The organism is Mesorhizobium sp. P5_C1 (assembly GCF_054049815.1).
This window is the reverse complement of sequence record NZ_JBFULQ010001102.1, coordinates 1-1,013: the sequence shown is the minus strand read 5'-3', so window position 1 is coordinate 1,013 and position 1,013 is coordinate 1. Positions and strand designations below refer to the sequence as shown.

General features: G+C 55.4%; 1 protein-coding gene. It reads right to left on the bottom strand.

Features of this window, described 5'->3' with window-relative positions; all coding sequences use genetic code 11:
• Positions 1-395 precede the first annotated feature (395 nt).
• The gene (locus ACXJ7R_RS34170) at positions 396-866 is read right to left on the bottom strand and encodes a RidA family protein (RefSeq protein ID WP_457155645.1); all 471 of its coding nucleotides are present in this window, start codon (positions 864-866) and stop codon (positions 396-398) included.
• Positions 867-1,013 lie beyond the last annotated feature (147 nt).

Sequence of the window (1,013 nt, the reverse complement as noted above, 5' to 3'; positions counted from 1 at the left end):
CGTGGGCATAGCTGGTTGCATAGGGCGGTGCGGTCGCAGAAATGATTGATTAGGTCGATGGAGGGTGGCGTACTGAGCCCAGCGCCGCGCCCTGTTTTTGTATCACAATAGGTAGCACACTGATAGCGTTTGTCTTACTCTGGTGACCGCCGAATCCGCCCCCATAGAGAAACACCCACCTTGGATGTTGTCGCATCTATCGTGCGCCCCTCCTCCGCGAAGCAAATGTTCTTTATCAAAAGAAACTGGTTGGCCCGGAGGACGTATCAATAATGTTGATTTTATTGAGTTTTTTCGTGGACCAAGTCAGAAATCTTCCCGCATCGTTTCGTATGGCTCCGTAGCCAAACAGTCGAACTAGCGACCAATATGCGTCCTTTCGCGTCGATCAGACGCTATTGCGAAAGCGCAACTACCATTTCGATTTCCACTGTGATGTTGTTGGGGAGCGAACCTGCACCTTTTGCAGAACGTGAGTGCATACCGCGCGCTCCAAASATTGAAACAAGCAGGTCCGAACATCCATTCACGACGGCAGGATGGCCGGTAAAATCTGCAGCCGCGTTCACGAATCCGAGCACCCTGACGATCTCTGCGACACGGTCGATTGAGCCCGCCGCTGCATCCGCGACGGATAGCAGATTGAGCGCGGCCAGCTGCGCATGCTGGTACGCTTCGCCCACGCTAACGTCGAGCCCGACCTTGCCCGTATGTCTCACGCCTTCATGGCTCACAGGGCCTTGTCCGGAGAGGAAAAGCAGGTCTCCATGTCGCTTGTACGGCAGGAAGTTGGCGACCAGCTTTCTTCTCGGCGGCAGCGTCAAACCGAGCTTTCTCAACCTCTCCGATGGCGCCTCGAACATCATCGGGCTGCTTCGCCGGCAGCCGTCTGAATTTGCCGGACCGTTTCCTGAGCGATCTTGCCAAGGAGGGTGGCATCGCTGGTTATGGTAATGATACGGAATCCGAGCCCTATCATACGCCCGGCATAGGCAGGGGCGGCATTGTGAAGA